The organism is Pseudomonas sp. Tul2A7 (assembly GCF_054790505.1).
The window spans coordinates 3774990-3800619 of record NZ_CP186499.1; the positions used below are offsets into that span (position 1 = coordinate 3774990).

Genomic DNA, 25630 nt, shown 5'->3' on the forward strand with positions numbered 1-25630 from the left:
TGACAATAAAAGGTCAGATCAGCCTAGTTCATTTGGTTCAGGTCAGGTTCAGAGACGGTTCAGGGGCGGTACAGGGGAGGGTCAGTAACCTTGCGCCATACCCAAACAGCACTGTGAAAGAGGAAATACCCATGACTTTTAACAAACTGTTGCTGGCATTGACCGTAATGAGCGCCAGTATCGCGGCCCAGGCCGACACCACGTCGAACTTCGCCGGCCTGTCCTTCGGCCAGACCAGCGACAAGATCGACAAGTCCCGCGCACTGAACAACAACCTCGACCACCCGAACGCCACCGGCGCGATCGACGGCAACAATACTTACGGCGTACGCCTCGGTCAGCAAAACAGCCAGGGTCGCTACTACGCCACCTACGACAACGTGTCGGGCTCGCACAATGGCATTAAACTGCGTCAGGAAAACCTGTTGGGCAGCTACGATCTGTTCTACCCAGTGGGCGGCAGCACCAAGTTGTTCGGCGGTGCAACGGCCGGTCTGACCAAGCTGACTCAGGAGTCGCCAGGCTTTAGCCGCGACAGTGATATCGGTTATGCCGTCGGTGGTCAGTTGGGTGTGTTGCAACAAGTATCGCAAAACACTTCGGTCGAACTCGGTTACCGTTACCTGCGCAGCAACGCCAGCACCGAGATGAGCGAGCGTGGTGGCAGCAAGCAAGGCTCGCTGGACTTGACCAGCAGCGCGCAGACTTACCTGTCGGCTAACTACAATTTCTAAGGAGTTGCCAGCAGGTTCAATGTGGGAGCGAGCCTGCTCGCGAAAGCGGTGAATCAGTCGATCAATTTATCGACGGATACACAGCCTTCGCGAGCAGGCTCGCTCCCACAGGTGTGTTACTGGAGATTCTGGATTTACCCGGGAGAGCGTTATGAAACTGTTGGTCGTCGAAGATGAAGCGCTGTTGCGCCATCACCTGCAAACCCGCCTGACGGAGAGCGGTCACGTGGTCGAGTCCGTGGCCAATGCCGAGGAGGCGTTGTACCAGACCGGACAGTTCAACTTTGACCTGGCGGTGATCGATCTCGGCCTGCCGGGCATGGGCGGTCTCGACCTGATTCGCCAGTTGCGTGCGGGCGGCAAGACCTTCCCGATCCTGATCCTCACCGCGCGCGGCAACTGGCAGGACAAGGTCGAAGGCCTCGCCGCCGGCGCCGACGATTACGTGGTCAAGCCGTTCCAGTTCGAAGAACTCGACGCACGCCTGAATGCCTTGCTGCGTCGCTCCAGCGGTTTCACCCAGTCGACCATCGTCGCCGGGCCGCTGCTGCTCGACCTCAATCGCAAACAGGCGACCCTCGACGAGCAACCGCTGGCGCTGACCGCCTACGAGTACCGCATCCTTGAATACCTCATGCGCCATCACCAGCAAGTGGTGCCCAAGGATCGCTTGATGGAGCAGCTCTACCCGGACGACGACGAGCGTGATCCGAATGTCATCGAAGTGCTGGTCGGGCGCTTGCGCCGCAAACTTGAAGGCCCGGCCGGGTTCAAGCCGATCGATACCGTGCGCGGCCTCGGTTACCTGTTCAATGAGCGCTGCACTTGATTCGTTCTCTTCGCGTTCGCTTGATGCTCGCCGCCACCACGTTGGCGGTGTTGTTCATGCTCGCCTTGTTGCCGGCGATGCAAGGCGCGTTCAGCCTCGCGTTGCAGGACTCGATCGAGCAGCGCCTGGCTTCGGACGTGACCACGCTGATCTCGGCCGCGCGCATCGAAAACGGTCGGCTGGTGATGCCCAATCAGTTGCCGGATGAGCGTTTCAACCTCACCGATTTCCGTTTGCTCGGCTACATCTATGATCGCGAAGGGCACCTGGTGTGGCGCTCGAAAGCCACCCAGGAAGAGCAGATCAATTACAAACCGCGCTATGACGGGCTCGGTAACGAGTTCGCGCGGATCCGCGAAAGCAATGGTCAGGAATTCTTCGTCTATGACGTTGAAGTCAAACTGCTCGGCGGCAAAAGCGCGGCGTTCAGCATCGTTGCCCTGCAACCGGTGCGCGAGTACGAAACCACTCTCGAAGGCCTGCGCGAAAATCTCTACCTGGGTTTCGGTGCAGCGTTGCTGGTGCTGCTGGCACTGCTATGGATCGGCCTGACCTGGGGCCTTAAAGCCTTGCGCCGGCTCAGTCAGGAACTCGACGAAATCGAGGGCGGCACCCGGGAAAGTCTCACTGAACAACATCCACGCGAATTGCTGCGCCTGACCGGCTCGCTCAACCGCTTGTTGCACAGCGAGCGCCAGCAGCGCAGTCGTTATCGCGACTCTCTCGATGACCTCGCGCACAGCCTGAAAACCCCGTTGGCAGTGCTGCAGGGCGTTAGCGAGGACATGGCTCAACGTCCCGAAGAACGCGATCAGGCCTGGGTGCTGCAAAGCCAGATCGAACGCATGAGCCAGCAGATCAGCTACCAACTGCAACGGGCCAGTTTGCGCAAAAGCGGACTGGTGCGACACCAGGTGCGCTTGCAACCGGTGCTCAAAAGCCTGTGCGACACCCTCGACAAGGTGTACCGCGACAAGCATGTGCGCGTGGTCTTTGATCTGCCTGAGCACTGCTATGTGCCGATCGAGCAGGGTGCCTTGCTGGAGATGATGGGCAACTTGCTGGAAAACGCTTATCGCCTGTGTCTGGGCGAAGTGCGTATCAGCGTGCGTGAGACTCTGGCCGGGATTGAACTGTGCGTCGAAGATGACGGCCCGGGCGTGCCGCCGGATCAGCGTGCGCGGATTCTGGAACGCGGTGAACGGCTGGATGCCCAGCATCCGGGGCAGGGGATCGGCTTGGCGGTGGTCAAGGACATTATCGAAAGCTACAACGCCAAGTTGGCCCTGGGCGATTCGCCGATGGGTGGGGCGGCGTTCAGGATTCATTTTCCGGCGGTGTGATCGTAAGAACCCTCACCCCAGCCCTCTCCCAGAGGGAGAGGGGGCCGACCGAGGTGTCTGGCGTTATACACCGACCTGAAATAGCCAGTCGATTATGGAATCAGTAGCGATGTTTCAGGTCGGCGTACTTCTTGAGCATCCCTCAATTAGCCCCCTCTCCCTGAGGGTGTCTGGCGTTTTACATTGACTTGAAATAGCCAGTCGATTTTGGATTCAGTAGAGAGCGTTCAGGTCGGCGTACATCTTGAACATCCCCCAATCAGTCCCCTCTCCCTCCGGGAGAGGGTTAGGGTGAGGGGCTTTTGATTTATAGCCTCATTGCTCCTGCGCCCGATAAGCCCCCGGCGTCAGCCCCGTCCACTTCTTGAACGCCCGGTGAAACGCCGACGGCTCGGAAAACCCGAGCTGTTCGGCAATCTGCTGCAACGACAGATCAGCCCGGCTCAAATGATAAATGGCGATATCCCGCCGCAACTGATCCTTCAACTCCTGAAAACTCGTGCCTTCCTCACGCAAGTGCCGGCGCAAGGTCTGCGGGCTGATGTGCAAGTGCGCCGCCACCGCGTCCAGATCCGGCCAATTTGCAGTGTCACGGCTGAGCAAGCGGCGCAAACGGCTGCTCAGACTGTCGCCGTCGTCCGGACGTGAGAGCAGGTCGGCGGGGGAGCGTTCGAGGAAATGCTTGAGCGTGCGTTCGTCCTGCAGCAGCGGCATAGACAGATAGCGGCTGTGGAATAAAAGGCTGCTTTGCTCGGTGCCGAAGGTCAGCGGGCAGGGAAACAGCAGATCGTATTCGGCACCATGCTCGGGGCGCGGATAGCTGAAGCTCGCCTGTTCGAGGCGAATCCGCTGGCCGATCAGCCAACTGCCGAGGCGATGCCAGATCACCAGCAGGCTCTCAGTGAGAAAATGATCGGGATCCCACAATTGCGAATCGTCGAGGCTCAAACGCACCCATTCGTCTTCGCGCGTCAGGCTCAGGCGCGGGGCTTCGGGGAATAGGCTATAAAACAATAAGCCGCGTTGCAGGGCTTTTTCCAGATTGCGGCAGTGAATCGAGGCGTGGCACATCATGGCGAAACTGCCGGGCTTGCTCGCGGCGTTGCCGAAACCCAGGTATTCGTCGTCCAGCGCCAGCCACAGGCTCTGAATCAATCGGGTGAATTGTTCCGGTGCAATGCGTGCGCGTGGCTCATCGAGCAGCTCCGGGCTGATGCCCAGTTGCAACAGCAGGCCGGAGTAATCGAACCCTTGGCGGCATGCGCCACCGAGGGCTGCACGGGCGAAATGACTGGCAATGGTGCGTTCGCGCATAAACGGCAGATCCTTCCTCAGGCGCCGGATGGTAGCCGGCGGCTGGGCACGCCTACAAGGCGGATTTCCGCCAAATTGTAGGACGAGAAGCGGCGAGTTGGCGGAAATCCGCCACACTTGAGTCACCGAATGGTGACATCCATGCACCTGTAATCCCTGATATCAAAAGGCTTGCAGGCAATCGCACCAAAGTGGCACGACGTTTGCGATACAAGCCACAGAAGCGTGCGTTTCGCCCTGATGGAAAACGCTGCTCCAACAACAAATCCCTCCAGTGCAGGAGGGTTCGCAATTAAGGTTTCGCGGTCAACAGATGGATGTTGCCACGCGGGACGCTTGAGGAAACCTGCAATGACGACTCGTCAGCCACTGTACAAATCCCTGTATTTCCAGGTGATCGTTGCCATCGCCATCGGCATCCTGCTTGGTCACTTCTACCCTCAGACCGGTGTGGCCCTCAAGCCGCTGGGTGACGGGTTCATCAAACTGATCAAAATGGTCATCGCCCCGATCATCTTCTGTACCGTTGTCAGCGGCATCGCCGGCATGCAGAACATGAAATCCGTGGGCAAGACCGGCGGCTACGCGCTGCTGTACTTCGAAATCGTTTCCACCATTGCCCTGCTGATCGGTCTGATCGTGGTCAACGTTGTGCAACCGGGCGCCGGCATGCACATCGACGTCACCACCCTGGACGCCTCGAAAATCGCCACTTATGTGACGGCCAGTAAAGACCAGAGCATTGTCGGTTTCCTCCTCAATGTAATCCCGAACACCATCGTCGGCGCGTTCGCCACCGGTGACATCCTGCAAGTGCTGATGTTCTCGGTGATCTTCGGCTACGCCCTGCATCGCCTGGGTTCGTACGGTCGTCCGCTGCTGGACATGATCGATCGCTTCGCCCACGTGATGTTCAACATCATCAACATGATCATGAAACTGGCGCCGCTGGGTGCTTTCGGCGCGATGGCCTTCACTATCGGTGCCTACGGCGTTGGCTCGCTGGTGCAACTGGGCCAGTTGATGATCTGCTTCTACATCACCTGCATCCTGTTCGTGGTGGTGGTGCTGGGTGCGATCTGCCGTGCTCACGGTTTCAGCGTGTTTAAACTGGTGCGTTACATCCGTGAAGAGCTGTTGATCGTACTGGGCACGTCCTCGTCGGAATCGGCACTGCCACGCATGCTGATCAAGATGGAGCGTCTGGGCGCGAAGAAATCCGTCGTGGGTCTGGTGATCCCGACCGGTTACTCGTTCAACCTCGACGGTACTTCGATCTACCTGACCATGGCGGCCGTGTTCATCGCTCAGGCGACCGACACCCACATGGACATCACCCACCAGATCACCCTGCTGCTGGTATTGCTGTTGTCCTCCAAAGGTGCGGCTGGCGTGACCGGTTCGGGCTTCATCGTACTGGCCGCGACCCTGTCGGCGGTAGGTCACCTGCCGGTGGCCGGTCTGGCGCTGATCCTCGGTATCGACCGCTTCATGTCCGAAGCCCGCGCACTGACCAACCTGGTCGGTAACGCAGTAGCCACCATCGTGGTTGCCAAGTGGGTCAAGGAGCTGGATACCGATCAGCTGCAAACCGAGCTGGCCTCGGGCGGTCGCGGTATCGCTGATACCCGTCCGGAAGATGACCTGGGTGTGGCTGAAGGCCCAACCCCAAGCAATGTGAAGTAAGCACTGCTTGCCTGGAAAAACCCGCTTCGGCGGGTTTTTTCTTGCCTGCGATTTGAGCGTAACGGTCACACCCGCTGACATTTCCGGTGATTGCCGTACGCGGTATCGCTGCCTAGGCTGAGTGCATCGCCCAAGGAGTTCGCCCATGTCCGCACCGCTGGCCTCACTGAAGATCCTCGATTTCTCGACACTGCTGCCGGGGCCGTTCGCCTCGCTGTTGCTGGCGGACATGGGCGCTGAAGTGCTGCGCATCGAGTCGCCAACGCGCCTGGACCTGCTGCGCGTTTTGCCGCCGCATGATGGCGGAGTCTCGGCCTGTCACGCCTACCTCAATCGCAACAAGCGCAGCCTGGCGCTGGACCTCAAACACCCCGAGGCGCTGGACGTGGTCAAGCAATTGCTGACCGATTACGACATCGTCCTCGAGCAGTTTCGCCCCGGTGTGATGGAACGTCTGGGCCTGGGCTATGAAGCGCTGAAGGCGATCAACCCGAAGCTGATCTACGTGTCGATCACCGGTTACGGCCAGACCGGGCCGTACAAGGATCGCGCCGGGCATGACATCAACTACCTGGCGCTGGCGGGTCTTTCCAGTTACACCGGCCGCGCCGACAGCGGGCCGTTGCCGCTGGGCATGCAAGTGGCGGATGTCGCCGGTGGTTCGCTGCACGGGGTGATCGGCTTGTTGGCGGCGGTGATTGCGCGGCAGCAAACGGGGCAGGGCACGCATCTGGATGTGAGCATGACCGATTGCGCGTTCAGCCTGAATGCCATGGCGGGGGCGGGGTATCTGGCATGCGGTGAAGAGCCTGGATGGGAAGATCAGATGCTCAACGGTGGCAGTTTCTACGACTACTACCGTTCCCGCGATGGCCGCTGGATGTCGGTGGGCAGTCTGGAACCGGGTTTCATGCAGCAGCTGTGTGCGGCGCTGGGGCGGCCGGAGTTGGCGGCGCAGGGCTTGTCCTCAAAACCTGAGCAGCAGCGGGCATTGAAATACGCGCTGACGGTGGAGTTTGAAAAGCATGACTTTGCTGAGTTGTGTGAGTTGTTTGCCGGGATCGATGCGTGTGTCGAGCCGGTGTTGAGTCTGGGGGAGGCGGTAAGCCATCCGCAGTTGCGGGCACGGGAATTGGTGACGCAGGTGCCGCGCGGGGATGGCACGACGCAGGCGCAAATGGCCTGTCCGTTGAAGTTTTCCGAAGCGTTGCCGGCGCCGCGGCATGTTGGCGCGGTGTTGGGGCAGCATACGGATCAGGTGTTGGCGGAATTGGGGTTCAGTGTTGAGCGGATTGCTGAGTTGCGAGCCTTAAAGGTAGTTGAGTAGCTCGTTCCCACGCTCTGCGTGGGAATGCATTCCGTGACGCTCTGCGTCACAGTGGACGCGGAGCGTCCATGGCGGCGTTCCCACGCGGAGCATGGGAACGATCAGGGAGTCACTCGACGCGCATCTCACCACTGAACACCAAGGTACTCCGGCAGCGCCGACACAAATACCGCCGCCCCTGCCGCACCAGACTATGGCGCTGCGCCGAAAACGGAAAATCGCTGTCGGCGCACGGGCATTTGTAGATATAGCGGGTCACGCTGCGGCGCTTGATTGCATAGGTATGGCAGCGATCCGGCGGCAGTTCGTAAACGCCGCGCATGATCAATTGCCATTCCTCGCCATGCGGCTGGATACGGTCGCCGAACAGCTGATGGGCGATCAGGTGCGCGACTTCGTGGGCCACGGTCTGCTTGAGGAAGTGTTCAGCGTTTTCCCGGTACAGCTGCGGATTGAAGCGCAGCAGATTCTCGTGCAGATGCGCGACACCGGCTTTTTGCCCGCGCAGCTTGAGACTGACGACAGGGCGTGGGAAAGAACGTTTGAAAAAGGATTCAGCGAGTTGGTAACAGTCTTCGACGCGGGTATTGAGTTGCTCGGGCATGCTTGATGGATCTCCAGAGGCGTCGAGTATGCCGCAACCCTGTGGACTTGCGAATCGCCAAGCTGCCGAATGGTCATCCGCCAAACGACAAGGCCGCCTTGCGGCGGCCTGTATTCAGCCTGTCGAGTCAGTTGGTATAAACGGGACCTACGCCCAGCCCCCAGACAATCACGGTGAACGCCATGATGGCGACCAGCACCACCAGGCCCACCGCCAGTACCGAGCTCGAGAACAGAAAACCTTCGTCCGACGGAATATTCATGAACGTCGGCAGCCCCACATACAGCAGATAAACCGTGTAGCAGATGGCCGCTGTGCCGACGATCATCCCCAGCCACATATGCGGATACAGCGCCGCCAGACCGCCGACGAACAACGGTGTCGCGGTATAAGTGGCAAATGCGACACAACGGGCCAGACTCGGGTTGGCGTCATAAGTACGCGCCATCCAGTGCACGAACGCACCCATCACCGCGACGCCGCCGAGCATGGCCAGGTACGACATGATCGTCATCCACAGTGCGCTTTCAAAGGTCAGCATCACCGGTGCGCGGTTGCCGATCACCCAGCCAACCTGAGTAGTGCCGATAAACGCCGAGACAGCGGGGATCGCCGCCAGAATCAGCGTGTGGGTGAGGTACATGTGGCTGATGCTTTCCTCTTGGTCGCCACGGATTTCCTTCCATTCCTGATCGGGGTGGGTAAAAAGTCCCACTACGTGATGGATCATGCCAGTCACTCCTCTTGTTATTGCCATCGCCCCCCAGCGGAGCGCCTACGGGCCAAGGTGGCCGAGCAAATACAGGTCTTCAGATTGTGTGCGACCTTATGTCGCAGTATAGAAAGGTCTTACCCGCACAGGTATTAGGGGCTTAGAGCAAATCGCGCTGTAAACAGGGCGGGTAATCGCCTCGGGGTCTGTTAACGCGTCGTCGGCTGGCCGCGACAACCTGTGCCCACAACCCCGGGGTTTTTGCGTAAAATGCCGGCCTTTCGTCACACCTCACGGATTTCGCGTCATGGGCACTCTTACGGTCAACCAGAACAAACTGCAAAAGCGCCTGCGCCGCCTGGCTGGCGAAGCGGTTGCTGACTTCAACATGATTGAAGACGGCGACAAGGTCATGGTCTGCCTGTCCGGGGGCAAGGACAGCTACACCATGCTCGACGTGCTCCTGCACCTGCAGAAGGTTGCACCGATCAAGTTCGAGATCGTCGCGGTGAACATGGACCAGAAGCAGCCGGGGTTCCCCGAGCATGTGCTGCCGGCCTATCTGAAAGAGCTGGGCGTCGAGTACCACATCGTCGAAAAAGACACCTACTCGGTGGTCAAGGAACTGATCCCGGAAGGCAAGACCACCTGCTCGCTGTGCTCGCGCCTGCGTCGCGGAACGCTGTACACCTTCGCCGATGAAATCGGTGCGACGAAAATGGCCCTCGGTCATCACCGCGACGACATCGTCGAGACGTTCTTCCTCAACATGTTCTTCAACGGTTCGCTTAAAGCCATGCCGCCGAAGCTGCGCGCCGATGACGGCCGCAACGTGGTGATCCGTCCGCTGGCGTACTGCAACGAGAAAGACATTCAGGCGTACTCGGATTTGAAGGAATTCCCGATCATCCCGTGCAACCTCTGCGGTTCGCAGGAAAACCTGCAACGTCAGGTGGTCAAGGAAATGCTTCTGGACTGGGAGCGCAAGACCCCCGGTCGAACGGAAAGCATCTTCCGCAGTCTGCAGAACGTGATCCCGTCGCAACTGGCCGATCGCAACCTGTTCGACTTCACCAGCCTGAAGATCGACGAGACTGCGGCTTCGCGCTTCGTCAACGTCGTCAATCTGTAAACCCATTTCAAATGTGGGAGCGAGCCTGCTCGCGAAGAGGGAGTATCAGTCAACAAATCGGTTGAATGACACACCGCTTTCGCGAGCAGGCTCGCTCCCACATTGGTTTCTTGCTTCATTCAATAGGAGAGGGCATGCGCGATTACAAGTGGCTGCACGAATACTGTCTGAACCGCTTCGGTTCGGCGGCTGAACTGGAAGCCCATCTGCCCGTTCCCAAGACCCCGGCGCAACTGCGCAAGATCAGCGACGACCGCTACCTCTCGACCATGGCCCTGCGCGTGTTCCGTGCCGGCCTCAAACACAGCCTGGTCGACGCCAAGTGGCCGGCCTTCGAAGAAGTGTTCTTCAAGTTCGATCCGGAAAAAGTCGTGCTGATGAGTGCCGAGCATCTCGAGCGTCTGATGCAGGATGCGCGGATCATCCGTCACCTCGGCAAACTGAAGAGCGTGCCGCGCAATGCGCAGTTCATTCTCGATGTCGAGAAAGACAAGGGCAGTTTCGGTGCGCTGATCGCCGACTGGCCGGTGACTGATATCGTCGGTTTGTGGACGTACCTGAAAAAGCACGGCCATCAACTGGGCGGGCTGTCCGCGCCACGGTTTTTGCGCATGGTCGGCAAGGACACATTCGTGCCGAGCTACGACGTGGTCGCGGCGCTGAATGCGCAGAAGATCGTCGACAAGGTGCCGACCAGTCTGCGCGATCTGGCGATCGTGCAGGATGTGTTCAACCAGTGGCATGAGCAGAGCGGCGGGCGGGCGATGAGCCAGATTTCGATGATGCTCGCGTACACCGTCAACCATTGAGACCGAGTCGCGCCTATCGCGAGCAGGCTCACTCCTACAGGGGATTTGTGAACGCCACAGATCCCCTGTAGGAGTGAGCCTGCTCGCGATAGCTATTTGTCAGGCGACGGGGATTTCGCCTTCACCTGCCAACTTGCGATTCAACTGATACCGCCACCGCACATACAGCAGCGCCGAGCAGAACACCGCCAGGCTCGCAACCATCTCCAGCACGCCAAACCACTGCCGGTTCGGGTCATACGCCGCCAGTGCGCCTTTGATGAAATACAGATTCACCACAAAACACATCCACGAATGCCCACGGGCGCTGCCCATGATCATCGCTGGCGCGAGGACAATCCACGGGATCAACTCGACCAGCAGAATCACCCACGGCCGCGCGCCGTGCAGGTCGGCGAACAGCAGATAGTAGGCCGCGAGCAGACCGGCGAGGGCGAAAAAGCTCAGCAGGCTGAGCACCCGCATTGCCTTCACCCGTGGCTCAAGCCACTCGACACTCGGCAGAATCTTCGGCTTCTTCGCCATCTCAGCCCACCAGTTTCTGAGCGGTTTTCGCCAGCCGCAGACCCAGTGCGCGACACAGCGCCACTTCGTGCTGATCGAGGCCTTTTTTACCGTCAGCCCCAGCGTGATGACTGGCACCGTAAGGCGTACCGCCGCCCTGGGTTTCCAACAGTGCCGACTCGCTGTACGGCAGGCCGGTGATGAGCATGCCGTGGTGCAGCAGCGGCAACATCATCGACAGCAGGGTGGTTTCCTGACCGCCGTGCAGGCTGGCGGTGGAGGTGAACACGCCAGCCGGTTTGCCGACGAGGGCGCCGGTCAGCCACAGGTTGCTGGTGCCGTCGAGAAAGTACTTCAGCGGTGCGGCCATGTTGCCGAAACGCGTCGGGCTGCCGAGGGCCAGGCCAGCGCAGTTCTTCAGGTCATCGAGCGTGGCATACAACGCGCCTTCGTCCGGTATGGCCGGGGCCACGGCTTCGCACTCGGTAGAGATTGCCGGCACGGTGCGCAAACGCGCTTCGAGACCGGCCTGCTCGACACCACGGGCAATCTGCCGGGCCATCTCGTTGGTCGAGCCGTTGCGGCTGTAATACAGCACCAGAATGTACGGCGCGCTCACGGCAACAACTCCAGGATATTTTCCGGTGGGCGACCGATCACGGCTTTGTCGCCGACTTCGAGAATCGGGCGTTCCATCAGTTTTGGATGCTGGGCGATGGCGTCGATCAATTGCGCTTCGCTGAGGTTTTCGTCCGCCAGCTGAAGCATTTTGTATTCATCTTCACCGGTGCGCAGCAACTGACGCGCGCTGATCCCGAGCTTGCTGAGCAGGGCCTTGATTTGCGCCGCATTCAGCGGGGTTTCGAGGTAACGCACGACGTTCGTGGTCAGGCCGCGTGCTTCAAGCAGCTCCAGCGCGCCGCGGGATTTCGAGCAGCGCGGATTGTGATAAAGCGTCAGATCGGTCATGGCGGGTCGCTTCTGGCGTAAAGTGGCGGCTATTCTAACTGTGCAGCGCGCAATCCAGAACCTTCGGAGGCAATGGGTCGCAGGCGCCTTCAAATTTTCACAAGGAACACGACATGACACGGCGATTGGCAGCGGCATTGACGATAATCGGGGCGTTGATGCTGGGGGGCTGCGGCAATGATTACGGTATCGACCAGAATGGTCAGAAAGTAGCGTCCGAGCGTTTGGACAAGCAATGGGTGGTGCTGAATTACTGGGCCGAATGGTGCGGCCCGTGCCGGACCGAAATTCCGGAACTCAATCATCTGGCTGATGAATTGAAGAGCAAGAACGTTGGCGTCTTCGGGGTCAACTTCGACAACGTGCAGGGTGTGGAGCTGAAAGACGCCAGCGAGAAGCTGGGCATCAAGTTCACCGTGCTGGCGCAGGATCCGGCGGAGCTGTTCGAGTTGCCGCGCAGTGAAGCGCTGCCGGTGACGTACATCATCGACAACAAGGGCAAGGTGCGTGAACAGTTGATGGGCGAGCAGACGGCGGCGGGGGTGATGGCCAAGCTTGAGGCTCTGCAGGCGACCCAGTAACGTCAAAAGCCCCTCACCCCAGCCCTCTCCCAGGGGGAGAGGGGGCCGACCGAGGTGTCTGGCGAGTTACATCGACCTGAGAGATCGAGTCGATTGTGGATTCGCAAGAGCCACATCCGGTCGATTATGGAGGCCAGTGCAGGATCCGATCGATTATGGATTCGGCGAAACCTTCCAGGTCGACGTACTTCCTCAATATCCCCCAATCAGTCCCCTCTCCCTCTGGGAGAGGGCTAGGGTGAGGGCTTTGGCGGACTCATCGACCTAAACGATCCAGTCGATTATGGATTCAATTGCACTCGTTCAAGTCGGCGTAGCTCCCCAATATTCCCCAATCAGTCCCCTCTCCCTCTGGGAGAGGGCTAGGGTGAGGGCTTTGGCAGGCTCACAGACCTAAAAGATCCAGTCAATTATGGATTCAGCTGCGCATGTTCAGGTCGGCGTAGCTCCCCAATATCCCCCAATCAGTCCCCTCTCCCTTTGGGAGAGGGTTAGGGTGAGGGCTTTTTAGCCTTCTTCCAGCCACCAGCGCAAAGGCTTGCCTTCAGCCGGCCAGAAGCGCATCTGCTCGATCGGCGAGATGTCCCAGCGCTCGACATGCTCCAGCGCCTGCAGGAAGCGTTGTTCCTGCTCCATCAGCGCCGGGGCACAGAGCTTGCGGGTCTTGCCGATCTTGCCGAAGGTCAGCTTGTCACCTTCCAGCGTGTACGGCGCGAACCAATGGTTGCAGCCACCGTTGCCGTAGGCGCGACCATCATCGCCGAGGGTCACGGTCAAATGGCTGTAATCCATCAACGGCCGCTCGCCGATCCACTCCAGAATGTAGCTGCGGTTCTGTTGCAGTTGCACGGGTTCGGCGGCGCAACCCACCAGGCCGGCACCCACCAGCGCGGTCAGGGCAAGGCGTTTCATCACGCAGGCTCCTGGCATTTCGGGCACAGGTGTTTATCGCCGACCGCTTTCCAGCCGAGCTCGGCGATACGTGCGGTGGCAGCCGGTTTCTCAGCGGTTTTGCCGAGTTTGGCGTCTACAGCGAATTCGAAGCTCAGCTCTTTGGCACAGCTGTCGCAGTTGACCTGCCAGGTGTGGATCGCCAGTTCACCGAACACTGGGCCCGTGGTCATCGCGGTCCATTGGCCCGGCGGGTTGATCAGGTGGCGGACGGTTTCAACGGTCAGGCGCATGGACAAGTCCTTGCTGCCTTTGAGGGTGACCAGCAGGGCGTCACCGATGCGGATCGAGCCACCGTTGCCGGTGACCTGATAGCGGCCTGGAACGAGGGCGCGGCATTCGGTGAGGGTGTGTTGCGGGTTCATCAGGGTGTAGCGGAAATCGTGTTCGACCATGGGTCCTCCAAATATGCGCGACATGCTAGCACGGGCTTGATTGCAGAATGATTCGCGCGTGCGACCTTCGATCCGGTTCAAATGAAGCGACGCTCATGGCAAACTGCCGGCCTCGACTCTGAAGGAACGGAACATGGCGCTGATCGAATGTTATGAATGCAAGAAGAGCATCAGCTCCGAAGCCAACGCGTGCATTCATTGCGGGGCTCCAATGGCGCAGCAAGCATTACACGCGCAGACCGCAGCCGCGCCCATACAGGCTGCAACAATCTCGTTCGGCAGTCTGCCGCGTAACAAGGCAGTGCCCGAAGTCAGTGCTCCAGCGCCTGAACCGCAACCTTTGCCGAAAGTCATGCCGGCCGCCGCGCGGCGTCGGCGCCAGCAGCCAACCGAGCAACCTGTTGCCGAGCAGGCCAACGCCGACGGCAGTCGCCCGGTGGAAGGCTGGCTGAAGATCATGATCTTCCTGCTGCCGATGGTTTTCGTCTGGTTCCTGCTGCGCTACGGCCACTCGATGAAACAGCGCTTTTTTGGCTTCGGCTGGCTGGCGTTGCTGATTCTGGCGTCTTCGCTTTCACCGAAATAAGCTGAAAAAAATCTCAGCCCTCGACCTGGTTCTGTGGCGTTCCCGCCGCCCAGGTCGCGATGTTGTGCAAGGTCGTCGCGGCAATTGCGCCCAATGCTTCACGCGTCAAAAAGGCCTGATGCGCGGTGATGATCACGTTCGGAAAAGTCAGCAACCGCGCCAGCACATCGTCCTGCAAGGGCAGGTCGGAGCGATCCTCGAAAAACAGCTGCGCCTCTTCTTCATAGACATCCAGGCCCAGATAACCGAGCTGGCCGTCCTTCAAGGCGTCAATCAATGCCGGCGTGTCGACCAGGCCGCCGCGACCGGTATTGATCAGCATGGCGCCCGCCTGCATGTGCGCCAGTGAATCGCGGTTGATCAGGTGTTTGCTCTGCTCGTTGAGCGGGCAGTGCAGGCTGATGATCCGCGACTGCGCGAGCAGTTCCGGCAGGCTCAGATAGCGCGCACCCAATGCCAGAACATCCGGGTTGGGAAAGGGGTCGTAGGCGAGCAGCTCACAACCGAAGCCATGCATGATTTTCGCGAAGGTCGCGCCGATCTGCCCGGTGCCGACAATACCGACGGTTTTGCCGACCAGATCGAAACCGGTCAGACCGTGCAGGCTGAAATCGCCTTCACGGGTGCGGTTATAGGCGCGGTGCAGGCGACGGTTGAGCGCGAGGATCAGCGCCACGGCGTGTTCGGCCACCGCATGTGGCGAGTAGGCCGGTACTCGCACCACGGCCAGTCCCAGGCGTTTCGCCGCAGCCAGGTCGACATGGTTGTAACCCGCCGAGCGCAGCGCAATCAGGCGCGTGCCACCGGCAGCCAGGCGCTCCAGCACCGGTGCACTGAGGTCGTCGTTGATAAACGCACAGACCACTTCATGTTGATCGGCCAGCGCCGCCGTATCGAGACTGAGCCGGGCCGGTTGAAAGTGCAACTCGATACCCGCCGGGCAATCGGCGGCGAGGAAGCTGTCGCGGTCATAGGTCTGGCTACTGAAAACGAGCGTGCGCATGAAATCCTCCTGGAACATCGACACGGATTGAATCACCTGACCCCACTTTAGCGCTGCCGGTGTTGGCCGGTATTGCCGTGGATCAGGCGCTGATCTTCGCTTGCGCCGCGAGCCGGTTGATCGCCCGCTCCAGTTCTTCCAGCGCTGCCACGGCCTTCGGGTCGCCCTGCTTGAGCAGGGTTTCGCTGCGCTGACAGGCCGCGCGCAATTGCGGTACGCCGCAATAACGGGTGGCACCGTGGAGGCGATGGACGCGCTCGATCAAGGCGTTCTGGTCGCGGTTTTCGCACGCCGTACGGATGGCTTCGCGGTCGGCTTCCAGTGAGGCGAGCAGCATGGCCAGCATGTCCGCAGCGAGATCAGCCTTGCCGGCGGCCAGACGCAAACCTTCCTCGTGATCGAGCACCGGCAGTTCATTGTTGCCCGCCGCACTGTCTCTGATGCGCTCCGGCCCTTGATTGCGCAAGGCCAGACCGGTCCATTTCAGCACCACCTGCGCCAGTTGCCGCTCGCTGATCGGTTTGGTCAGATAGTCGTCCATGCCGCTTTGCAGCAGCGCGCGTTTTTCGTTGGCCATGGCGTGGGCGGTGAGGGCGACAATCGGCAGCGGCGTGCAGTGTCGCTCGCTTTCCCATTGGCGAATGGTTTCGGTGCTCTGGCGACCGTCCATGCCCGGCATCTGTACGTCCATCAGCACCAGATCGAAGGATTCGTTCTGCACCGCTTTGACCGCCGCGTAGCCACTTTCCACTGCGAGAACCTTGGCACCCATGTCTTCGAGCAGGGTCTGCACCAGCAGCAGGTTGGCCGGGTTGTCGTCGACGCACAGCACTTTCGGCGCGCGACTCGACAACGGTTCGCCCGGCTCGTTGCGCGGTTGGCGGGGATTGGCCAGATCGGATAACGCCCGACGCAATTTGCGCGTACAGGCCGGTTTGGCTTGCAGTTGACTGTGCGGGTTGGGCACCGATAGATGAAACAGCGTCTGTTCGGTGGTCGGGCACAGCACCAGCACTTTGCAGCCGAGGTGTTCGAGGTCCCAGATGTGCTGATTCAAGCGCTCGGGCAGCATGTCGTTGCTGGTGATGCCGATCACCGCCAGATCAATCGCCTGATCGGTCTGATGCGCGCCAGTAACGCCATTGGTCAGGCTTTCCAGGGTATTGAACGGCGTGACGATGAGGCCGCAGTCTTCCAATTGATGCTGCAAGGCCTGACGCGCCAGTTCATGGTTTTCCAGAACTGCCACCCGGCGTCCGAGCAGCGGCGCTGAGGGCAAGTCTTCGGCATCGTCACGGGTCTTGGGCAGGCTCAGGCTGATCCAGAACTCCGAGCCTTCGCCCGGCGTGCTGTCGACGCCGATTTCACCGCCCATCTGTTCGATCAGGCGTTTGGAAATCACCAGCCCCAGACCGGTGCCACCCGGCTGGCGCGACAGCGAGTTGTCCGCCTGACTGAATGCCTGGAACAGGGCACGCACGTCCTGAGTGGACAAGCCAATGCCAGTGTCCTGAATGCTGATACGCAGTTGCACACTGTCTTCGTGTTCTTCTTCCAGCATCGCTCTGGCGACGATGGTGCCTTCGCGGGTGAACTTGATGGCGTTGCTGACCAGATTGGTGAGGATCTGCTTCAGACGCAGCGGGTCACCGACCAGCGACAGCGGCGTGTCGCGATAGACCAGACTGACCAGTTCCAGCTGCTTGGCGTGCGCGGCGGGGGCGAGGATGGTCAGGGTGTCCTGCAACAGATCGCGCAGGTTGAACGGAATATGGTCGAGCACCAGTTTGCCGGCCTCGATTTTCGAGAAGTCGAGGATCTCGTTGATGATCCCCAGCAGGCTGTCGGCGGATTTTTCGATGGTGCCCAGATAGTCGAGCTGGCGCGGGGTCAGTTCGCTTTTTTGCAACAGATGGGTGAAGCCGAGAATGCCGTTGAGTGGCGTGCGGATCTCGTGGCTCATGTTGGCGAGAAATTCGGATTTGATCCGGCTGGCCTCCAGCGCCTCTTTGCGCGCCAGATCCAGTTCGATGTTCTGGATTTCGATGGTTTCCAGGTTCTGCCGGACGTCTTCGGTGGCCTGATCGACACTGTGCTGCAGTTCTTCGCGAGCGTTTTGCAGGGTACCGGCCATGCGGTTGATGCCGGAAGCCAGTTCGTCCAGCTCCTGACTGCCGAGCGGCGGCAAGCGCGTTTCCAGATGACCGTCCTTGAGCTGCGCGACGGCTTGTTTGATCTGGCTCAGCGGACGGTTGATGGTGCGGCCCATGCGCAAGGCCAGCAGCGCCGCGCCCGCCAGACCGGCGGCAATCAGCAGCAGACTGGCAAACAGACTGCGATAACCGCGCAGCAACATGCCGTTGTGCGACAGCTCCAGTTCGACCCAGCCGAGCAAACGGTCGGATTCTTGCGGGATCAGTTCGCCAGCGAGGTTGCGATGCTTGCCGAAGACAGGCATCAGGTAACGCGTCGCGTCATTGCCGCTGCGCCGTTGCAAATGCGCGCTGTCGCCGCTCGGCGCCTGATTGAGCATGGTCGGGCCGGCGTGGGCCAGCGGTGAGCGGTCCGGGGCGAGGAAGGTCACCGCGCGCACGTCCGGTTGTTCAAGGGACTGAGTGGCGATGCGTTCCAGCAGATCGTTGTTGCCGTGCCCCATGGCGGGGGCCACTAGCGGTGCCAGCTGCTCGGCAATCATTTCGCCGCGCTGCATCAATTGGCTCTGCAAGTCGGACTGCTGCGTCCAGGTGAAATAACCACCCAGCACCAGCGCCATCAGGCTGGTCGGCAACAAGGTCAGCAGCAACACGCGACCTTTGATTCCCAGTTTCTTGAGCACGCCTATCTCCTGCATCCCGCTGATCTGTTGACTCATGCGTGCATCCGGCACGCGACATGGGCGCAGTGTAGCGATTTGCTCGCAGGCAATCTTCGGAAAAATGCTGTCGCGATGGGGCAGGGCGCGGGTGCTCGTTGGTCAGGTGGGTCAACCTTGAGTTGCCCGCTGTCCGACAATCTTGAATAATCGCTCTCAACTGAGAATTACTTGCAGATACTCATGACTCCTGTTTCCGCTGGCCAGCCACGCATTCTTTCCATCGAAGACGATCCGGTTCTCGGCGCCTATGTTCACGAACATCTGGGCCGCAGCGGCTTTCAGGTGACCTGGTGCCAGAATGGCCAGGAAGGCCTGAGCATCGCCACGCGCCAGCCGTTCGACGTGGTGCTGATGGATATTCTCTTGCCGGGCCTGGACGGTTTGCAGGTGTTGACGCAATTGCGCCAGAGCCATTCGACGCCGGTGCTGCTGATGTCGGCCCTCGGCGCCGAGGCGGATCGCATCAGCGGTTTCCGTCTCGGTGCTGACGATTATTTACCCAAGCCGTTCAGCATGGCCGAGTTGCATGTGCGCATCGAAGCGATCCTGCGCCGGGTTGCGCTGGATCGGCGCCCGGCATCGCTGGCGGCGCCAGTGGCGGCCGGCACGCTGCGTTTTGACGATGAACAATGCGATGTGTTTTTCCGCGAGCAAGCCGCCGGGCTGACCCGCAGCGAATTTCGTTTGCTGGAAACCCTCAATCGCAATGACGAGGAAGTGCTGAGCAAAGCCTTCCTTTATCAGCACGTTTTGCAGCGCGGCTACGCGGCCCACGATCGCAGCCTCGACATGCACATCAGCCAGATCCGCCGCAAACTCAAAGCCATCGGTTACACCGAGCGTGAAGTGCGCACCGTGTGGGGCAAGGGTTACGTTTTGAGCGGCGCCGATGAAACGCTCTGAACTACCGGGGCGGCATTCGCTGTTCTGGAAACTGGCGTTTCTACTGGTCGCATTTTGTCTGCTGATGATCTGGTTGAGCTGGTCATGGGGCCGTTACATGGAGGAGCGCAACCAGTTCCTCTCTGATGAAGCGCGCGGCACCCTCAGCCGTTATGCCGCGCAGGCGGAACAGGCGTGGCAACACGGCGGGCGCAGCGGTGTCGATGACTGGCTGCAAAGCATGGAGTTGCGCGAGGCCAGTTGGGTTGGCGTCATTGGCGGCAACCTGCAGTCGCTGAGCAGTGATCCGCTCAATGAGCAGGAAATCCAGCACCTGACCTTCTTGCGCGGCCTCGACTGGCCGATTCACAAGAAAGGCCGGCCGTGGTTGCGCATTCCTTTCCCCAAAGAGCCGTCTGCGGGCAGCCTGGTGATCGAGTTGCCCGAACGATTTGTTCCGGGCAAGTACCGGGTGTTCTGGCGCGTCATCACCAACGGCGTGATTCCCGGGCTGTTCACGTTATTGCTCTGCGTCGGTCTGTACCGTTTGTTGGTCGTGCCACTGAACAACCTGCGCGAACAGGCCAACGCCTGGCGCGCCGATCAATTGAATGTGCGGCTGTCGAGCGGGATTACCCAGCGCCCGGATGAACTGGGTGAGCTGGCGCGGGCGTTCGACTCGATGTCCGAGCGCCTGCAATCCACGGTTGCCCTGCAACAGCAGTTGCTCCGCGACTTGTCCCATGAATTGCGCACGCCGCTGAGTCGCTTGCGCGTGGCCAGCGAAAGTGAACAAGGCCTGCCGCAACTGCGCGAGCGCATTGGTCGCGAAGTCGACGGTATGCAGCGACTGGTCGAGGAAACCCTGCAGCTGGCCTGGCTCGACACTGACCGCTCGCCACTTCCCGAAGAGGCGATCCAGGTTGAGGCCCTGTGGGAAATGCTCACCGACAATGCCTGTTATGAAAGCGGCTGGCCGAGTCTGCAATTGCAGTGTTCGGTCGAGGCGTCGTGCTGGGTGCGTGGCAACTTGAATACCCTGGCGCAGGCACTGGAGAACATTTTGCGCAACGCCATTCGGCATTCGCCCGAGGGCGGGATTGTGCGTCTTGATGGACGGCGCGATGGCGATTTCTGGCACCTGTGGCTGGAAGATCAGGGTGGCGGCGTAGCGGAAGGGGATCTGGAACGGATCTTTTCGCCGTTCACCCGACTCGACGGCTCGCGGCCCGGAGACGGTGGATTTGGCTTGGGGCTGAGCATCGCGCGCAATGCCGTGCAGCGTCAGGGTGGGAGTATTTGGGCGGAGAATGGCGGGGCGGGATTGCGGCTGAATTTACGGTTGCTGGCGGATGATTGTGTTGCGCCGTCTGACGCTTTCGCGAGCAGGCTCGCTCCCACATTGGATCTCGGTTCGCCGCAGGTTGTGTGATCAACTCTGCGAATGACACTACTCCCTGTGGGAGCGAGCCTGCTCGCGAAGAGTCTCAGCGCATCACCACCAATGAAAATGGCTCCCCACAAAAGTCGCACCACTGGTGCGACTTTCAATCCCTTATTCCCATAAACCATAAGCACCGCACTTTGCGTGATATGGCCTGCGCGGGTTTGCCGGTATGATAGGCGCCCCCGCACGTCTGGATTGCGAATACGCCATGACCCTGCAGTACCCAACCATCGCCGATTGCGTCGGCAACACTCCGCTGGTGCGTTTGCAGCGCCTGCCCGGTGCCACCAGCAACACCCTGTTGCTCAAGCTCGAAGGGAATAACCCGGCGGGTTCGGTCAAGGACCGTCCGGCGCTGTCGATGATCACCCGTGCCGAGTTGCGCGGGCAGATCCACGCCGGCGATACGCTGATCGAAGCGACCTCGGGTAACACCGGGATCGCGCTGGCCATGGCGGCGGCGATCAAGGGTTACAAAATGATCCTGATCATGCCCGACAACTCCAGCGCCGAGCGCAAAGCGGCGATGACCGCGTACGGCGCCGAGCTGATTCTGGTCAGCCAGGAAGAAGGCATGGAAGGCGCGCGCGATCTGGCGCAGCGTATGGAAGCCGAAGGCCGTGGCAAGGTGCTCGATCAGTTCGCCAACGGCGACAATCCTGAAGCCCACTACACCACCACCGGTCCGGAAATCTGGCGTCAGACCCAGGGCACCATCACTCATTTCGTCAGTTCGATGGGCACCACCGGCACCATCATGGGCGTTTCGCGCTACTTGAAAGAACAGAGCGACAGCGTGCAGATCGTCGGTCTCCAGCCGATGGAAGGCTCGGCCATTCCGGGTATCCGCCGCTGGCCGCAGGAATACCTGCCGAAGATTTATCAGGCCGATCGCGTTGATCGCATCGTCGACATGGCGCAAAGCGAGGCCGAGGACGTCACCCGGCGTCTGGCCCGCGAAGAAGGCATCTTCTGCGGCGTGTCCTCGGGCGGTGCGGTGGCAGCGATGCTGCGCCTGTCCAAAGAAGTTGAAAACGCGGTGATCGTCGCGATCATCTGTGACCGTGGCGACCGTTATCTGTCGACCGGCATTTTCGACGCGCCCAACTGATGGCCAAGCACGAGAGAGGCCTGCGCTTCCAGCCCACCGGCGGCAGCAAGGCCGCGCAAATTCCGACTGGTAAAAAGCAGCGCTTGAACATCGAGCGCCTGGCCAATGACGGTCGCGGTATCGCGTTTTTCGAAGGCAAAACCTGGTTCGTCCTCGGCGCCCTTGCCGGTGAAGAGGTCGAAGCGCGGGTGCTCGGCGCCCACGGCAAAGTGGTCGAAGCGCGCACCGAGCGCGTGTTCAAGGCCAGCGAACTGCGTCGCCCGGCACCGTGTCAACACGCCGGCCGTTGCGGCGGTTGCAGCGTGCAGCATTTGCCCCACAGCGAACAGCTTGCCCTGAAACAGCGCATGCTCGCCGAGCAATTGTCGCGTGTCGCCGGTGTCGAACCGCAAGAATGGGCAGCGCCGTTGACCGGTCCCGAATTCGGCTATCGCCGTCGTGCCCGCATCGCTGTGCGCTGGGACATGAAGGCGAAGAAACTCGAAGTCGGTTTCCGTGCCGCTGGCAGTCAGGACATCGTCGCGATCAGCGAATGCCCGGTGCTGGTACAGCCCTTGCAACCGATCATGACCCGTTTGCCGGAGATGCTCCGTCGCTTGAGCAAGCCGCAAGCGTTGGGTCACGTCGAATTGTTCAGTGGCTCGTCACTGGCGGTGTTGCTGCGGCACATGGCGCCGTTGTCCGAAGCGGATCTGACGATCCTCAAGGACTTCTGCCAGTTCCATGAAGCGCAACTTTGGCTGCATGGCGAAGGCGAGCCGCAACCGGTCGATGCGACCCAGTCGCTGGGTTATCGCCTGGAGCAGTGGGATCTGGATCTGGCGTACCGACCGGGTGACTTCATTCAGGTCAATGCCGGCGTCAACGAAGCGATGGTCGCGCAAGCGCTGGAGTGGCTGAAACCCGGCAGCGACGAGCGCGTGCTCGATCTGTTCTGCGGCTTGGGCAACTTCGCCTTGCCGCTGGCTAAAGTCGTGCGCGAAGTGGTGGCGGTCGAGGGTGTGCAAACCATGGTCGATCGCGCCGAAGCGAACGCCGCCAGTAACAATTTGCATAACACAAAGTTTTTTCAAGCCGATTTATCCCAGCCTTTGACCGATGCCCAGTGGATCGGAAACGGCTTTTCTGCGGTACTCTTGGACCCACCGCGTGACGGTGCTTTCGAGGTGGTTCGCAAGCTGGCGACCCTGGGTGCCAAACGGTTGGTGTATGTGTCGTGCAACCCTGCAACTCTGGCGCGCGACACGGTCGAATTGATCAAGCAGGGCTACCGGTTAAAACGTGCCGGGATTCTCGATATGTTTCCTCAGACGGCACATGTCGAGGCCATGGCGTTATTTGAAGCGAGCCAGGATGGCTCGTCTGAATCCGTCTGATCTGTCCGCGCAGCGCTCGCATCAGCCCCGCGAGCGCAAACGGGCAACAAGGATCAGCGATTTGACGCATTGAATCTGCGTCGTAGGGAAGGTAAAGCAAGATGGTACAGGTGAGAGCACACCAGCCGATCAACACTGACGGCAGTATCAATCTCGAGGCTTGGCTCGATCACGCGGTCAGTGTCGATCTGGCACTGGATCGCGAAGCCTTGAAAGAAGCCTGCGAGTTCGCTCGCGAGGCCGAACAACAGTCCAATGCCAAGAAGAATCTGTGGGCCGAAGGCTCCGGCAGTTTCAGTACGGGCCTGGAAATCGCCGAGATTCTCGCCGACCTCAAGCTCGATCAGGATTCGCTGGTCGCGGCGGTCCTGTATCGCGGCGTGCGCGAAGGCCAGATTGAACTCGCGGCCATCGGCCAGCGCTTTGGCCCGGTGGTGGCCAAGCTGATCGACGGCGTGCAGCGCATGGCGGCCATTAGTGCCAGTCTCAGTCCGCGTCAGTCGATGGTGATGGGCACGCAAGGGCAGGTGGAAAACCTGCGCAAGATGCTCGTGGCGATGGTCGATGACGTGCGCGTCGCGCTGATCAAGCTCGCCGAACGTACCTGCGCCATTCGTGCGGTGAAAACCGCCGACGACGAAAAACGTAACCGCGTCGCCCGCGAAGTCTTCGACATTTATGCGCCGCTCGCGCACCGCCTCGGCATCGGTCATATCAAATGGGAACTGGAGGACTTGTCCTTCCGTTATCTCGAGCCGGATCAATACAAGCAAATCGCCAAGTTGCTCCACGAGCGACGGCTTGATCGCGAGCGTTTCATCGCCGACGTGATGACCCAGCTCAAGGACGAATTGCAGGCCACCGGCGTCGACGCCGACATCAGCGGCCGGGCCAAACACATCTATTCGATCTGGCGCAAAATGCAGCGCAAGGGTCTGGAATTCAGCCAGATCTACGACGTGCGTGCGGTGCGCGTGCTGGTCCCGGAAATGCGCGACTGCTACACCGCGCTGGGTATCGTGCACACCTTGTGGCGGCACATCCCGAAAGAATTCGACGACTACATCGCCAACCCGAAAGAGAACGGCTACCGCTCGCTGCACACCGCGGTAATCGGCCCTGAGGGTAAAGTACTCGAGGTGCAGATCCGTACGCACTCGATGCACGAAGAAGCCGAACTCGGCGTCTGCGCGCACTGGCGCTACAAGGGCACCGACGTCAAATCCGGTTCGAACCACTACGAAGAGAAAATCTCCTGGCTGCGTCAGGTCCTCGAGTGGCATGAAGAACTGGGCGACATCGGTGGTCTGGCGGAACAGCTGCGTGTCGATATCGAGCCGGATCGGGTCTACATCTTCACTCCGGACGGTCACGCCATCGACTTGCCGAAAGGCGCGACGCCGCTGGACTTCGCTTACCGCGTGCACACCGAAATCGGTCACAACTGCCGTGGCGCGAAGATCAACGGGCGCATCGTGCCGCTCAACTACAGCCTGCAGACCGGTGAGCAGGTCGAGATCATCACCAGCAAGCACGGTACGCCGAGCCGCGACTGGCTGAACTCCAACCTCGGTTACGTCACCACCTCGCGGGCGCGAGCGAAGATCGTTCACTGGTTCAAATTGCAGGCGCGCGACCAGAACGTCGCCGCCGGTAAAACCCTGATCGAACGCGAACTGACGCGTCTCGGTCTGCCAGCGGTGGACTTCGACAAGCTGGCCGACAAGGCCAACATGAAAACCGCCGAGGACATGTTCGCCGCCCTCGGTGCCGGCGATCTGCGTCTGGCGCAACTGGTCAACCTCGCGCAGCAACTGGTCGAGCCGGAACGTGGCAACGAGCAACTGGAACTGATTCCACGCAAAGCCACCGGCTACAAACCGGGCAAGCGCGGCGATATTCAGATCCAGGGCGTCGGCAACCTGATGACGCAGATGGCCGGCTGCTGCCAGCCGCTGCCGGGCGATGCGATCGTCGGCTATATCACTCAGGGTCGTGGCGTGAGCATTCACCGTCAGGACTGCGCCTCGGTGCTGCAACTGGGCGGACGCGAGCCGGAGCGGATCATCCAGGTCAGCTGGGGCCCGGTGCCGGTGCTCACCTACCCGGTGGACATTGTCATTCGTGCCTACGACCGTTCCGGTCTGCTGCGTGACGTCTCGCAGGTATTGCTCAACGAGCGCATCAACGTGCTGGCGGTCAACACCCGCTCGAACAAGGAAGACAACACCGCGCTGATGTCCCTGACCATCGAGATCCCGGGGCTGGATGCACTGGGCCGGTTGCTCGGGCGGATTTCGCAGTTGCCGAACATCATCGAAACGCGGCGTAACCGCACTCCGTGAAGATGACTTCGATTGATCGTTCCCACGCTCCGCGTGGGAATGCCTCTAGGGACGCTCTGCGTCCAGTGACGCGGAGCGTCACGGGCTGCATTCCCACGCAGAGCGTGGGAACGAT

At 60.3% G+C, this 25630-nt stretch carries 24 protein-coding genes; 14 read left to right on the forward strand and 10 right to left on the reverse strand.

The genetic code is table 11. From position 1 onward, the window contains the following. The first annotated feature begins 131 nt into the window (after positions 1–131). From ACOYXJ_RS16970 to ACOYXJ_RS16980, 3 genes are all read left to right on the forward strand, one after another. Positions 132–734 carry a hypothetical protein gene (locus ACOYXJ_RS16970; protein ID WP_460370583.1) on the forward strand — a complete coding sequence of 201 codons (603 nt, stop codon included), beginning with the start codon at positions 132–134 and terminating at the stop codon, positions 732–734. 151 nt (positions 735–885) lie between these two features. After that, positions 886–1563, forward strand: a complete 678-nt coding sequence (locus tag ACOYXJ_RS16975) for a response regulator transcription factor (protein WP_016987432.1) — start codon at positions 886–888, stop codon at positions 1561–1563. Next, positions 1560–2906: an ATP-binding protein gene (locus ACOYXJ_RS16980; protein WP_460370587.1), complete on the forward strand. Its 1347-nt coding sequence runs from the start codon at positions 1560–1562 to the stop codon at positions 2904–2906. The genes ACOYXJ_RS16975 and ACOYXJ_RS16980 overlap by 4 nt, the downstream gene beginning before the upstream one ends. A 315-nt stretch (positions 2907–3221) precedes the next feature. Here the strand turns inward: ACOYXJ_RS16980 and ACOYXJ_RS16985 are convergent, their stop codons facing one another. Further along, positions 3222–4220, reverse strand: coding sequence for an AraC family transcriptional regulator (locus tag ACOYXJ_RS16985; RefSeq protein ID WP_460370589.1), 999 nt, complete (start codon positions 4218–4220; stop codon positions 3222–3224). Positions 4221–4571: 351 nt separating this feature from the next. Here ACOYXJ_RS16985 and ACOYXJ_RS16990 point away from each other — a divergent pair, with 351 nt between their 5' ends. Both ACOYXJ_RS16990 and ACOYXJ_RS16995 read left to right on the forward strand, forming a co-directional pair. Then, the gene (locus ACOYXJ_RS16990; RefSeq protein WP_095123044.1) at positions 4572–5906 is read left to right on the forward strand and encodes a dicarboxylate/amino acid:cation symporter; all 1335 of its coding nucleotides are present in this window, start codon (positions 4572–4574) and stop codon (positions 5904–5906) included. 145 nt (positions 5907–6051) lie between these two features. Beyond that, positions 6052–7233 (forward strand): CaiB/BaiF CoA transferase family protein, encoded by a 1182-nt coding sequence (locus ACOYXJ_RS16995; protein WP_460370592.1) that lies wholly within the window; start codon positions 6052–6054, stop codon positions 7231–7233. 109 nt (positions 7234–7342) lie between these two features. Here the strand turns inward: ACOYXJ_RS16995 and ACOYXJ_RS17000 are convergent, their stop codons facing one another. Both ACOYXJ_RS17000 and ACOYXJ_RS17005 read right to left on the reverse strand, forming a co-directional pair. Further along, complete coding sequence (locus ACOYXJ_RS17000) at positions 7343–7837, reverse strand: SprT family zinc-dependent metalloprotease (RefSeq protein ID WP_064391623.1); 495 nt, start codon at positions 7835–7837, stop codon at positions 7343–7345. A gap of 127 nt (positions 7838–7964) precedes the next feature. Further along, positions 7965–8567 (reverse strand): Yip1 family protein, encoded by a 603-nt coding sequence (locus ACOYXJ_RS17005; protein WP_016773629.1) that lies wholly within the window; start codon positions 8565–8567, stop codon positions 7965–7967. A gap of 289 nt (positions 8568–8856) precedes the next feature. On the opposite strand from ACOYXJ_RS17005, the gene ttcA reads away from it, so the two are divergent. Both ttcA and ACOYXJ_RS17015 read left to right on the forward strand, forming a co-directional pair. Then, entirely contained in the window at positions 8857–9681 is an 825-nt protein-coding gene (ttcA, locus tag ACOYXJ_RS17010) for a tRNA 2-thiocytidine(32) synthetase TtcA (RefSeq protein ID WP_038367448.1), read from the forward strand. Between the two features lie 134 nt (positions 9682–9815). Then, positions 9816–10490: a DNA-3-methyladenine glycosylase I gene (locus ACOYXJ_RS17015; RefSeq protein WP_093442173.1), complete on the forward strand. Its 675-nt coding sequence runs from the start codon at positions 9816–9818 to the stop codon at positions 10488–10490. A gap of 99 nt (positions 10491–10589) precedes the next feature. On the opposite strand, the gene ACOYXJ_RS17020 is transcribed toward ACOYXJ_RS17015, so the two are convergent. Genes ACOYXJ_RS17020 through arsC form a run of 3 tightly spaced genes read right to left on the reverse strand, consistent with a single transcriptional unit; the run spans position 10590 to position 11963 of the window. Continuing rightward, positions 10590–11015: a DUF2069 domain-containing protein gene (locus ACOYXJ_RS17020; RefSeq protein WP_460370596.1), complete on the reverse strand. Its 426-nt coding sequence runs from the start codon at positions 11013–11015 to the stop codon at positions 10590–10592. Between the two features lies 1 nt (position 11016). Next, entirely contained in the window at positions 11017–11613 is a 597-nt protein-coding gene (gene wrbA / locus ACOYXJ_RS17025) for an NAD(P)H:quinone oxidoreductase (protein ID WP_093442184.1), read from the reverse strand. Then, complete coding sequence (arsC, locus tag ACOYXJ_RS17030; protein ID WP_460370598.1) at positions 11610–11963, reverse strand: arsenate reductase (glutaredoxin); 354 nt, start codon at positions 11961–11963, stop codon at positions 11610–11612. Before arsC ends, wrbA begins: the two co-directional genes overlap by 4 nt. Positions 11964–12076: 113 nt before the next feature. Here arsC and ACOYXJ_RS17035 point away from each other — a divergent pair, with 113 nt between their 5' ends. Beyond that, on the forward strand, positions 12077–12544 hold the full coding sequence (locus ACOYXJ_RS17035; protein ID WP_102901697.1) for a TlpA disulfide reductase family protein: 468 nt from the start codon (positions 12077–12079) through the stop codon (positions 12542–12544). 507 nt (positions 12545–13051) lie between these two features. On the opposite strand, the gene ACOYXJ_RS17040 is transcribed toward ACOYXJ_RS17035, so the two are convergent. Continuing rightward, entirely contained in the window at positions 13052–13456 is a 405-nt protein-coding gene (locus ACOYXJ_RS17040) for an META domain-containing protein (RefSeq protein ID WP_175553475.1), read from the reverse strand. Further along, entirely contained in the window at positions 13456–13890 is a 435-nt protein-coding gene (locus tag ACOYXJ_RS17045; protein ID WP_038367468.1) for a hypothetical protein, read from the reverse strand. The genes ACOYXJ_RS17040 and ACOYXJ_RS17045 overlap by 1 nt, the downstream gene beginning before the upstream one ends. A 133-nt stretch (positions 13891–14023) precedes the next feature. On the opposite strand from ACOYXJ_RS17045, the gene ACOYXJ_RS17050 reads away from it, so the two are divergent. Next, positions 14024–14476, forward strand: a complete 453-nt coding sequence (locus tag ACOYXJ_RS17050; RefSeq protein WP_460370602.1) for a hypothetical protein — start codon at positions 14024–14026, stop codon at positions 14474–14476. A 13-nt stretch (positions 14477–14489) separates the two neighbouring features. Here ACOYXJ_RS17050 and ACOYXJ_RS17055 read toward each other — a convergent pair whose 3' ends face one another. Both ACOYXJ_RS17055 and ACOYXJ_RS17060 read right to left on the reverse strand, forming a co-directional pair. Beyond that, positions 14490–15479, reverse strand: coding sequence for a 2-hydroxyacid dehydrogenase (locus ACOYXJ_RS17055; RefSeq protein WP_460370604.1), 990 nt, complete (start codon positions 15477–15479; stop codon positions 14490–14492). Positions 15480–15561: 82 nt separating this feature from the next. Then, a complete protein-coding gene (locus ACOYXJ_RS17060; RefSeq protein WP_460372970.1) occupies positions 15562–18315 on the reverse strand; it encodes a response regulator in 2754 nt (917 codons plus the stop codon). Between the two features lie 219 nt (positions 18316–18534). Here ACOYXJ_RS17060 and ACOYXJ_RS17065 point away from each other — a divergent pair, with 219 nt between their 5' ends. From ACOYXJ_RS17065 to relA, 5 genes are all read left to right on the forward strand, one after another. Continuing rightward, a complete protein-coding gene (locus tag ACOYXJ_RS17065) occupies positions 18535–19257 on the forward strand; it encodes a response regulator transcription factor (protein ID WP_460370606.1) in 723 nt (240 codons plus the stop codon). After that, positions 19244–20668, forward strand: coding sequence for a histidine kinase sensor domain-containing protein (locus tag ACOYXJ_RS17070; RefSeq protein WP_460370609.1), 1425 nt, complete (start codon positions 19244–19246; stop codon positions 20666–20668). The genes ACOYXJ_RS17065 and ACOYXJ_RS17070 overlap by 14 nt, the downstream gene beginning before the upstream one ends. A 223-nt stretch (positions 20669–20891) precedes the next feature. Further along, positions 20892–21794 (forward strand): cysteine synthase CysM, encoded by a 903-nt coding sequence (gene cysM, locus ACOYXJ_RS17075; RefSeq protein ID WP_026000780.1) that lies wholly within the window; start codon positions 20892–20894, stop codon positions 21792–21794. Continuing rightward, a complete protein-coding gene (rlmD, locus tag ACOYXJ_RS17080; protein ID WP_460370611.1) occupies positions 21794–23170 on the forward strand; it encodes a 23S rRNA (uracil(1939)-C(5))-methyltransferase RlmD in 1377 nt (458 codons plus the stop codon). Before cysM ends, rlmD begins: the two co-directional genes overlap by 1 nt. Before the next feature lie 101 nt (positions 23171–23271). Then, positions 23272–25515, forward strand: a complete 2244-nt coding sequence (gene relA, locus ACOYXJ_RS17085; protein ID WP_016987453.1) for a GTP diphosphokinase — start codon at positions 23272–23274, stop codon at positions 25513–25515. The last annotated feature ends 115 nt before the right edge of the window (positions 25516–25630 follow it).

What these genes read in the sequence shown, in the direction of transcription:
- ACOYXJ_RS16970 (WP_460370583.1), top strand. Translation starts at nt 132, where the DNA reads ATGACTTTTAACAAACTGTTGCTGGCATTGACCGTAATGAGCGCCAGT.
- ACOYXJ_RS16975 (WP_016987432.1), top strand. Translation starts at nt 886, where the DNA reads ATGAAACTGTTGGTCGTCGAAGATGAAGCGCTGTTGCGCCATCACCTG.
- ACOYXJ_RS16985 (WP_460370589.1), bottom strand. Translation starts at nt 4,220, where the DNA reads ATGCGCGAACGCACCATTGCCAGTCATTTCGCCCGTGCAGCCCTCGGT.
- ACOYXJ_RS16990 (WP_095123044.1), top strand. Translation starts at nt 4,572, where the DNA reads ATGACGACTCGTCAGCCACTGTACAAATCCCTGTATTTCCAGGTGATC.
- ACOYXJ_RS16995 (WP_460370592.1), top strand. Translation starts at nt 6,052, where the DNA reads ATGTCCGCACCGCTGGCCTCACTGAAGATCCTCGATTTCTCGACACTG.
- ACOYXJ_RS17000 (WP_064391623.1), bottom strand. Translation starts at nt 7,837, where the DNA reads ATGCCCGAGCAACTCAATACCCGCGTCGAAGACTGTTACCAACTCGCT.
- ACOYXJ_RS17005 (WP_016773629.1), bottom strand. Translation starts at nt 8,567, where the DNA reads ATGATCCATCACGTAGTGGGACTTTTTACCCACCCCGATCAGGAATGG.
- ttcA (WP_038367448.1), top strand. Translation starts at nt 8,857, where the DNA reads ATGGGCACTCTTACGGTCAACCAGAACAAACTGCAAAAGCGCCTGCGC.
- ACOYXJ_RS17015 (WP_093442173.1), top strand. Translation starts at nt 9,816, where the DNA reads ATGCGCGATTACAAGTGGCTGCACGAATACTGTCTGAACCGCTTCGGT.
- ACOYXJ_RS17020 (WP_460370596.1), bottom strand. Translation starts at nt 11,015, where the DNA reads ATGGCGAAGAAGCCGAAGATTCTGCCGAGTGTCGAGTGGCTTGAGCCA.
- arsC (WP_460370598.1), bottom strand. Translation starts at nt 11,963, where the DNA reads ATGACCGATCTGACGCTTTATCACAATCCGCGCTGCTCGAAATCCCGC.
- ACOYXJ_RS17035 (WP_102901697.1), top strand. Translation starts at nt 12,077, where the DNA reads ATGACACGGCGATTGGCAGCGGCATTGACGATAATCGGGGCGTTGATG.
- ACOYXJ_RS17040 (WP_175553475.1), bottom strand. Translation starts at nt 13,456, where the DNA reads ATGAAACGCCTTGCCCTGACCGCGCTGGTGGGTGCCGGCCTGGTGGGT.
- ACOYXJ_RS17045 (WP_038367468.1), bottom strand. Translation starts at nt 13,890, where the DNA reads ATGGTCGAACACGATTTCCGCTACACCCTGATGAACCCGCAACACACC.
- ACOYXJ_RS17050 (WP_460370602.1), top strand. Translation starts at nt 14,024, where the DNA reads ATGGCGCTGATCGAATGTTATGAATGCAAGAAGAGCATCAGCTCCGAA.
- ACOYXJ_RS17055 (WP_460370604.1), bottom strand. Translation starts at nt 15,479, where the DNA reads ATGCGCACGCTCGTTTTCAGTAGCCAGACCTATGACCGCGACAGCTTC.
- ACOYXJ_RS17065 (WP_460370606.1), top strand. Translation starts at nt 18,535, where the DNA reads ATGACTCCTGTTTCCGCTGGCCAGCCACGCATTCTTTCCATCGAAGAC.
- ACOYXJ_RS17070 (WP_460370609.1), top strand. Translation starts at nt 19,244, where the DNA reads ATGAAACGCTCTGAACTACCGGGGCGGCATTCGCTGTTCTGGAAACTG.
- cysM (WP_026000780.1), top strand. Translation starts at nt 20,892, where the DNA reads ATGACCCTGCAGTACCCAACCATCGCCGATTGCGTCGGCAACACTCCG.
- rlmD (WP_460370611.1), top strand. Translation starts at nt 21,794, where the DNA reads ATGGCCAAGCACGAGAGAGGCCTGCGCTTCCAGCCCACCGGCGGCAGC.
- relA (WP_016987453.1), top strand. Translation starts at nt 23,272, where the DNA reads ATGGTACAGGTGAGAGCACACCAGCCGATCAACACTGACGGCAGTATC.